This window comes from Candidatus Aeolococcus gillhamiae, assembly GCF_016464765.1.
GTDB classification, from domain to species: Bacteria; Chloroflexota; Dormibacteria; order Aeolococcales; family Aeolococcaceae; genus Aeolococcus; species Aeolococcus gillhamiae.
In genome coordinates, this window is the sequence record NZ_JAEKNS010000121.1 from 1 (window position 1) to 7464 (window position 7464).

A 7464-nucleotide genomic window follows, 5' to 3' on the forward strand; every position below is an offset into this window, starting at 1 on the left:
GTCCAGCGTCGTCGAACTCGTAGGCCACGCTGACCTCAAGGCTCCGGCTCGCTCGGCCGGCGGTCGCGCTCATCGAATCATCTCATCGCCACTCTTGCCGGTGGCGGGGTGGTTGGTGCCGCGCCGGATTCCGGAACTTGATTGGGTGCGCGCAACTCACGGTACGGGGCCGGAGGAGTTCCCACTACCACAGTCTAGGTGGCAGGGACCGGAGCCAAAACCTCATCGGCGACGCACAATCGTTGGAGGCGCCGACGAGCACGGAAGTACCAGAGGCGGGCCAGCTCGCGTGGGCAGCCCAGGGTTTCACCGATCTCGTCGAATGAGTGGCCCTGAACGGCCCGCATGACCACCGCGGTCCGGTATCGGGCCGGCAGGGCGGCGACCGCGATCCGCAAATGCGCCTGGATCTCGTCTCGGACCGCCGCCTCCTCAGGATCGACCTCGCCGCTGCGTGCGCCCGCCCCACCGAGGCTCTCCTGGGCGAGCCGCGACGCCGCAGCCTGCAAACAGGTGCTGCGCCGCGCCTGCTTGCAGCACACGTTGGCCACGATGCGCAGCAGCCAGCTGACGTACGCCTCCGGGCAGCGTAGGCTGGGCAACTCCATGAGCACCGCGAGCAGAACGGCCTGGGTGAGGTCGTCGACCATCTCGTGGTCGAAGCAGCGCCGAGCGACGGTGCGTTCCGCCAGCGGCCGGGACAGCCGAAGCAGCTCTGCGACAGAGGTCCGGTCCCCGGCTTGGGCTCGCCGAACCAGCGGAGTACCGATGCGCTCAGGGCGAGAATCCATCATCTCGGGCGCTCGGCACGGCCGACGGTCGTTTGGTCCGATTCCCATGACTCGTCACCTACCTTGCGCCGACTAAAGGCTGGGTTTGCGTGGCCTAGAGACGCATCATGGAGAGGGCGGGCGGCTGTCTTCTGTGCCCTGGCGAACACATGAAGAATGTGAAAGGCCTACACGTCGACTACATAGACGCCGTAGGCGATGGGATCACTCAACATCGGCAACTGCCCGGAGGTCACGGCGCCCACAAGTCCATGCCGGGCTAGGGATCAGGGCGACTCGGTGCCGGGTCCGCTGTGTGGGCTGAGCAACCGGTACCAGAGCGTGCCGTCCGCCTCCACCGTTTCCGGCTGTGGCTCCAGCCACTCCTGCAGGCGCGCGATCGTCTCGGCGAGATCCACGATCCGATTGCCGGCATCCGCCCCCCAGGCGCCGGCAGCGAGGTCGAATGGTGCGTGGCGTCCCGGGTGGGCAAGGAGCACGGAGAGGGCGGCTGCGTCATCGTCGCTGAGAGAGGGGTGATTGCGATGCTCGAAGGGAACGTACGGCTCGCCGGCGGCAGCGCGGTCGGCGGCGGTGGCCGGGGCAAAGCGTCGCGGAATTCTCCGGGAAATGTTGTCGCGTTTACGGGTCGGTACCGCGAACGGTAGAGGATGAGCGGAGAGGTGGCGTGTCTCGGCACGAACACCTTGATCGCTAGCGTCTCGTCGTTGAAGCTGTCGATGTCGGCTCTCGTCCAGATGTCGGCGATGAAGGCCAGCACGGGCTGGGGACTCACCGTCTGGCGCCACGTCATGAGGTCATCCCATCTGCTCTGACGGACAAGCGTGCCGATGCCGGCGCTGCCTGCGAGGACCGAGAACGCTCCAGCTCCTGACCTCACCTCCAGCGGCGGCCCTCCGTCGATGGGGCGCGGGGGCCAGTGATGTCATCGACTGATACGTACCGACGCTGCCCGGTACGTATCACTTGGGCGACAACAGACTGCTGCACGGCAGCCTGGCTACCATCGACTCATGCGAGAAGACGACGCCGACGCAACGCCTGGAGGAGTGCGGACATGACGGACAAGGCGACAACAGCCCACGGGCTGGCCGTCAAAAGTGTCAGGGATCCCGCGTCCGCCGACGACGGCCGGCGCATCCTCACCGACCGTCTCTGGCCGCGTGGGGTCTCCAAGGAGAAGGCCCGGGTCACCGAATGGTGCAAGGACTTCGCCCCGACCAAGGAGCTGCGCCAGTGGTTCGGGCACGATCCCGCGCGCTGGGCCGAGTTCCGCAAGCGCTACCACAAGGAGTTGGTCGAGCGTGACCAGCTCGTCGCGCTGCGAGAACTTCGCAACCGCTCCCGCAAGGAGAGAATCACCCTCGTGTATGACGCCCACGATCACGACCACAACGAAGCGGTGGCCCTGTTCGAGTTCGCCCACAAGCTCTCATGAGCGCTTCACTGCCGGCGACATAGCCGACCAACTGAGCATCGGCTTCGTTTTCGCCGATCGGCCGGTCCGGCTGGTGGTCGGCCCGCGAAAGGCGCTCCCCGACGCCTCCCCGTCCGGCGGCGGCGCTGGCATGGTGGACACGGGACCTGCCCGGACGCGAGCGCAAGTGATGCCCGTTGACTCCCTCGTTAAGTGCGACGCGATCCGTGCTCGACTAGGCTGTTGGCAACGCCAGAGAACCGGAGGCCTAAGAGAAAGTGAATCCTGACCCTGCCGAGGCCGCGGACGCTCGCCAACAGGGCGAGCGCGTCGGCGCGCCGGTGATCGAACTGGACTGCGCTGCGGACATCGCCGCGCTGCGGGCGAGCGACTCCTATGGTCGCGCCGACCATGCCGCCGAGACCGTTGCCAAACAATCCGGGCTTCGCGTGGTGCTGGTTGCGCTCAAGGCGGGAGGGCAGATGCACGAGCACCACGCTGATGCCCCGATCACCGTGCACGGTCTCGAGGGCCGAATCCAGTTCACCGTCGGCGGCCAAAGCCACGAGCTGGTCCCCGGACGCGTGCTCGTCGTCGCCGCCGGCCTGCGCCACGCAGTCCTGGCCATCGAGGAGAGCGCGTTTCTGCTCACCATCGGGGGACGGCACCCCGTCCACGACACAAAGGGACCGTAGAGTGGACATCCACGGTCGCGAGCCCCACAGCGATTTGCTCGCCAGCGACGCAGCTCATCTCGAGGTGCCTGCGTCTCCCGCTCGAGCCTACCTCGACGATCTAGAAGCCCCCGGGTGACAGCACGCTCGCGGCCGCCCGCACACCCCGGCACCGTGCAAGGACTGCTGGCCCGTGAGCACGCCGAGGTCCGCCACCACCTCGACCATCTGCGCGCGATCGCTGACGCAGCGCCGAGCGAGGAGCCGCTGATGTTGCGCAACAAGCTCGACGCGGTCTTGAGCTTCCTGCACAACGGCCTCCTCCCCCACATGGACGTCGAAGAGCAAACTCTGTACGCGGCGGTCGACCGGCTCGCGGAGGGGCCGCACAGCGGCCCGGCGATGGTCCTCGACCATGAGGCGATCCGCGCCCTGGTCGCCGACGTTGACCGGGCCACCGGTGGGCTCCAAAGCAAGGAGGAGGGCGCCGAGCTGCAACGGCTGCTCTTCGTCCTCGAGGCCGTGGCCCGCCTCCACGTCGACAAGGAGGAGCGCCTCTACAGGCCCGCGCTCAAGCGTCTGCCGTCCAAGGTCCGGGCAGAGATCGGCGCGCAACTGCGCGCCCACGCGGTCACCCATGGGCACGAGAGCTGGGGGTTTTCCGACCACCCGCGTCCCTGAGCGCTGAGCGCCTCAGCGGGCGGGTCGTAGCGCGACCCAGGCGACCTAGGAGCGCTGACGTCGCTGCGGCGCTCGCCCGGCGGGCTGCGTCGGCTCCGGAGGAGCCACGATGCGGACGATCGGACGGCTGAGCGGGTCCCCGGTGGCAACGGTGATGGGCTCGCCGTGATGCAACAGTTGCAGCGGCGCACCCTCGAGCAGCGCGTAGGTCGCTGCGGTCGACGTCACCTCGACGCGCAGGCGTCGACCGTACAGAGAGATGGCGAAGGCCAGCCGGGTGATCCCCTCGGGGAGGCGGGGCGCGAACGCCACCGTGCCGTCGCGTTCGCGCATCCCCGCCAGGCCGGCTACCAGCGCAGTCCAGGTACCGGCCAGGGCGGCGAGGTGCAAGCCGTCACGGGTGTTGTGCTCGCGGTCGTCGAGGTCCATGAGCGCGGACTCGACGAGGTAGTCGTGGGCCAGCTCGAGGTGGCCGACCTCCGCCGCGATGACCGCCTGGGTGCAGGCCGAGAGCGACGAGTCCCGGACTGTGATGGCCTCGTAGTAGGCGAAGTTGCGCGCCTTCTGCGCGGCGGTGAAGGCCTCGGAGCGCTTGTGCATGGCGAGCACCAGATCGGCCTGCTTGACCACCTGCTTGCGATAGAGCTGCACGTAGGGGAAGTGCAGCAGCAGCGGGTACTGGTCGGCGGTGGTGGCGGCGAAGTCCCAGAGCTCGTGCTCGGTGAATCCCGCCGCTTGCTGATGCACGCCCAGCTCCTCGTCGTAAAGCAGCGTCATGGTCTCGGCGGCGGCGCGCCAGGCGGCGATCTCCTCGTGGTCGACCTCCAGCTCTGCGGCCCGCTCGGCATGGCGCTCGGCGACCGCCGCCGCGGATCGCAGGTTGTGCTGGGCCATCAGGTTGGTGTAGACGTTGTTGTCGGCGAGCGCGCTGTACTCGTCGGGTCCGGTGACACCGTCGATGCGGAAGCGACCGTGCGCATCGTGATGGCCGAGCGAGCGCCAGAGCCGGGCGGTCTCGACCAGCAACTCCACCCCGACCCCGCGCTCGAACTCGTCGTCCAGAGTGGCACCGACGTAGCGGACCACCGCGTCGGCGACGTCGGCGGCGACGTGGAAGGCGGCGGTCCCGGCGGGCCAGTAGGCCGAGCACTCCTTGCCGGAGATGGTTCGCCAGGGAAAGGCCGCCCCGCGCAGCCCCAATTGGCGTGCCCGTGCGAGCGCCAGCGGCAGGGTGCTGTGACGCCAGCGCAGCTCATCGGCGGCGGCGCCCGGCACCGTGTAGGTCAGCAGCGGAAGCACAAAGGTCTCGGTGTCCCAGAAGGCGTGGCCGTCATAGCCGGGACCGGTCAGCCCCTTGGCCGGGATGGCCCGCCCCTCGGCGCGGGCCGCCGCCTGGTGGACGTGGAAGAGGCCGAAGCGGACCGCCTGCTGGACCTCGGCGTCGCCGTGGACCTCGACGTCGGCACGTTCCCAGAAGTCGTCGAGGCAGGCGCGTTGCTCGGCGAGCATCCCCTCCCACCCGGTCTGGCGCGCCGCGGTCAGCGCCGCGCCCGCCTGGTCGCGCACCGCCGGCTGCGAGCGCACCGCCGACCAGCCGTAGGCGACGAACTTGACCAGGCGGAGTGTCTGGCCTGGCTCCAGGGCGGCGGTGACCGTCACCCGGCCGAGGTCGGGCTCGCTCTCGGCGATCACGTGCGTCGACGGCGGGCCGTCGACGACGTGGTCCATGGCGACCGCGACCAGAAGCTGGCTGCGTTCGGTGCGGTGGACCAGGGTCGCCCTGGCGTCACCGGCGCTGTGCTCCTGGGAGCGCAGTGGCGCCTCCAGCACCGCCGCCACCCGCGGATCATCGCTGGGCGGGGGCAGCCACTGGTTGGCCACGAGTTCGGACTGCACGACGACCCGGGCCGGGCCGTCGAGTGGCTCGACCTCGTAGCAGATCGCCGCGACCGCGCGCTGGACGAGCGAGACGAGGCGGGTCGAGCGGACGCGGACGGTGCGTCGGGCCGGCGAACACCATTCCGCAGTGCGCGAGAGGACGCCGGCGCGAAAGTCGAGACAGCGCTTGTGGGCCCGCAACTGGCCGTAGCGGACGTCGAAAGGCTCGTCGTTGACGAGCAGGCGAATGAGCTTGCCGCTGGTGGCGTTGATCGCCACCTCACCGGACTCCGGGTAGCCGAAGCCGGCCTCGGCGTAGGGCAGCGGGGAGAGCTCGTAGAAACCGTTGAGGTACGAGCCGGGAAGGCCGAAGGGCTCGCCCTCATCGAGGTTGCCGCGCCAGCCGATGTGGCCGTTGGAGAGTGCGAACAGCGATTCCGACTGAGCCAACACGTCGAGGTTGAGCTCGGTCTCGCGCAGGCACCAGGGCTCGACGGGGTACGCCGGGTGCTGGATCACGGAGCTTCGAGCAGCTCGGCGAGGTCCTTGACGACGACGTCGGCGCCGTGCGCGCGCAGCTGCTCCGCCTGGTCGGCACGATCGACGCCGACGACGAAGCCGAACCTGCCCGCCCGCCCTGCCTCCACCCCGGCGAGCGCGTCCTCGAAGACGGCCGCCTCGGCAGGCGCGACATCCAGAGCACGGGCACCGGCGAGGAAGGCGTCGGGCGCCGGCTTGCCTTTGAGGTGGTCGCGGGTGATGACCACGCCGTCGATGCGTGCTTCGAACAGGTCCTCTATGCCGGCGGCAGCGAGAACCTGTTGGCAATTGGCGCTGCTTGACACCACAGCACGGCGCAATCCCGCATCACGAACCGCCCTGACGTAGCGAACGGATCCGTCGTAGACCTCCACGCCATCCGCCTCGATCTTGCGCAGCACGATGACGTTCTTGCGGTTGCCAAGGCCGGCGATCGTTTCGGCGTCGGGAGGATCGTCCGCCTTGCCCTCGGGAAGCTCGATGTGCCGCGAGGTCAGGAAGGAGCGGGTCCCGTCGGCCCGGGGCTTGCCGTCGACGAACTCGTCGTAGTCACCGACCGCATCGAAGGGCACGAAGCTGGCACCGCTGCGCTGGGCTCCGTCGCGCAGGTAGGCGTCGAACATCTCCTTCCAGGCGGCGGCGTGGACCTTGGCGGTCTGGGTCAGCACACCGTCGAGGTCGAAGAGACAGCCGCGCACATTGTCCGGGAGACCCAACACGCGCGTGTCAACTCGCCGCGCTGGCGGTGCCGCCAGCGGCGGGACCGACGTCATCAGCGGGCGCTTGCTTAGGCACATGGACGACGACGACCGGGCACGGCGCGTGATGGACGCACTGCAGGCTGACCGAGCCGAGTAGGAGATCGGCGAAACCTCCGTGCCCGCGCGATCCCACGACCAGGAGGTCGTCCGGCTCGACGGCGCCTACCAGGATCTGGGCAGCACCGCCTTCGATGAGTTGGCGCTCGATCCGGACGTCCGCGTCGCCGTCGACGACCTCGGCGATCGCTGCCGTGAGCACCTCCTCAGCCGCTTGGCGGAGGGCGTCGGTGACGTCATTCCCCAGCGGTGGGTACGACGCGAGATAGCCGAAGTAGGCGTCACCGGCGGCTGCTCCGCCCGCGAAACCATACGTCCACGCGTGGACGACACGCAGCGGAGCCTTGCGGAGGCGCGCCTCAGCAAGTGCCCAGCGAAACGCCGCTGTCGCTCCCGCCGAGCCGTCAACGCCAACGACCACGACCGACTTCGCCGTCGTGTCGATATCACTCATGTTCGTGCTCCGTGTTAGCGACGCGTTGGTTCCGGGCTGCTGCTGAGCCGCACCGAGAGGTCGTCGGGCCGGTGAGCAGAACGGTCACAGCGGCAGGCCCTCCCTGAGCGAGCCGATGACGTAGTCTGCCCCGCCAGCGCGCAGTTGCTCCGCGTTGAAGTTGTGACTGGCCACACCCACACAGGCGATCCCGGCGCCGTGGGCACCCTCG

General features: G+C 68.9%; 8 protein-coding genes. 3 read left to right on the top strand and 5 right to left on the bottom strand.

What is annotated here, in order from left to right; genetic code table 11:
- Positions 1-194 precede the first annotated feature (194 nt).
- Together JF886_RS11615 and JF886_RS11620 are read right to left on the bottom strand one after the other, a co-directional pair.
- A complete protein-coding gene (locus JF886_RS11615; RefSeq protein WP_337312626.1) occupies positions 195-794 on the bottom strand; it encodes an RNA polymerase sigma factor in 600 nt (199 codons plus the stop codon).
- 263 nt (positions 795-1057) lie between these two features.
- Positions 1058-1270, bottom strand: a complete 213-nt coding sequence (locus tag JF886_RS11620) for a hypothetical protein (RefSeq protein ID WP_337312628.1) — start codon at positions 1268-1270, stop codon at positions 1058-1060.
- A gap of 578 nt (positions 1271-1848) precedes the next feature.
- Here JF886_RS11620 and JF886_RS11625 point away from each other — a divergent pair.
- The 3 genes from JF886_RS11625 to JF886_RS11635 all read left to right on the top strand — a co-directional run bounded on the left by JF886_RS11625 (position 1849) and on the right by JF886_RS11635 (position 3563).
- Positions 1849-2229 (top strand): DUF488 domain-containing protein, encoded by a 381-nt coding sequence (locus JF886_RS11625; protein WP_337312630.1) that lies wholly within the window; start codon positions 1849-1851, stop codon positions 2227-2229.
- 257 nt (positions 2230-2486) lie between these two features.
- Complete coding sequence (locus JF886_RS11630; RefSeq protein ID WP_337312632.1) at positions 2487-2903, top strand: cupin domain-containing protein; 417 nt, start codon at positions 2487-2489, stop codon at positions 2901-2903.
- Between the two features lie 114 nt (positions 2904-3017).
- On the top strand, positions 3018-3563 hold the full coding sequence (locus tag JF886_RS11635) for a hemerythrin domain-containing protein (RefSeq protein WP_337312634.1): 546 nt from the start codon (positions 3018-3020) through the stop codon (positions 3561-3563).
- Between the two features lie 45 nt (positions 3564-3608).
- Here the strand turns inward: JF886_RS11635 and JF886_RS11640 are convergent, their stop codons facing one another.
- Genes JF886_RS11640 through JF886_RS11650 form a run of 3 tightly spaced genes read right to left on the bottom strand, consistent with a single transcriptional unit; the run spans position 3609 to position 7253 of the window.
- Positions 3609-5960, bottom strand: coding sequence for a glycoside hydrolase family 65 protein (locus JF886_RS11640; RefSeq protein WP_337312636.1), 2352 nt, complete (start codon positions 5958-5960; stop codon positions 3609-3611).
- Positions 5957-6700 carry an HAD family hydrolase gene (locus tag JF886_RS11645; RefSeq protein WP_337312638.1) on the bottom strand — a complete coding sequence of 248 codons (744 nt, stop codon included), beginning with the start codon at positions 6698-6700 and terminating at the stop codon, positions 5957-5959. The genes JF886_RS11640 and JF886_RS11645 overlap by 4 nt, the downstream gene beginning before the upstream one ends.
- Before the next feature lie 7 nt (positions 6701-6707).
- Positions 6708-7253 carry a universal stress protein gene (locus tag JF886_RS11650; protein WP_337312639.1) on the bottom strand — a complete coding sequence of 182 codons (546 nt, stop codon included), beginning with the start codon at positions 7251-7253 and terminating at the stop codon, positions 6708-6710.
- Positions 7254-7464 lie beyond the last annotated feature (211 nt).

What these genes read in the sequence shown, in the direction of transcription:
- JF886_RS11615 (WP_337312626.1), bottom strand. Translation starts at nt 794, where the DNA reads ATGATGGATTCTCGCCCTGAGCGCATCGGTACTCCGCTGGTTCGGCGA.
- JF886_RS11625 (WP_337312630.1), top strand. Translation starts at nt 1,849, where the DNA reads ATGACGGACAAGGCGACAACAGCCCACGGGCTGGCCGTCAAAAGTGTC.
- JF886_RS11650 (WP_337312639.1), bottom strand. Translation starts at nt 7,253, where the DNA reads ATGAGTGATATCGACACGACGGCGAAGTCGGTCGTGGTCGTTGGCGTT.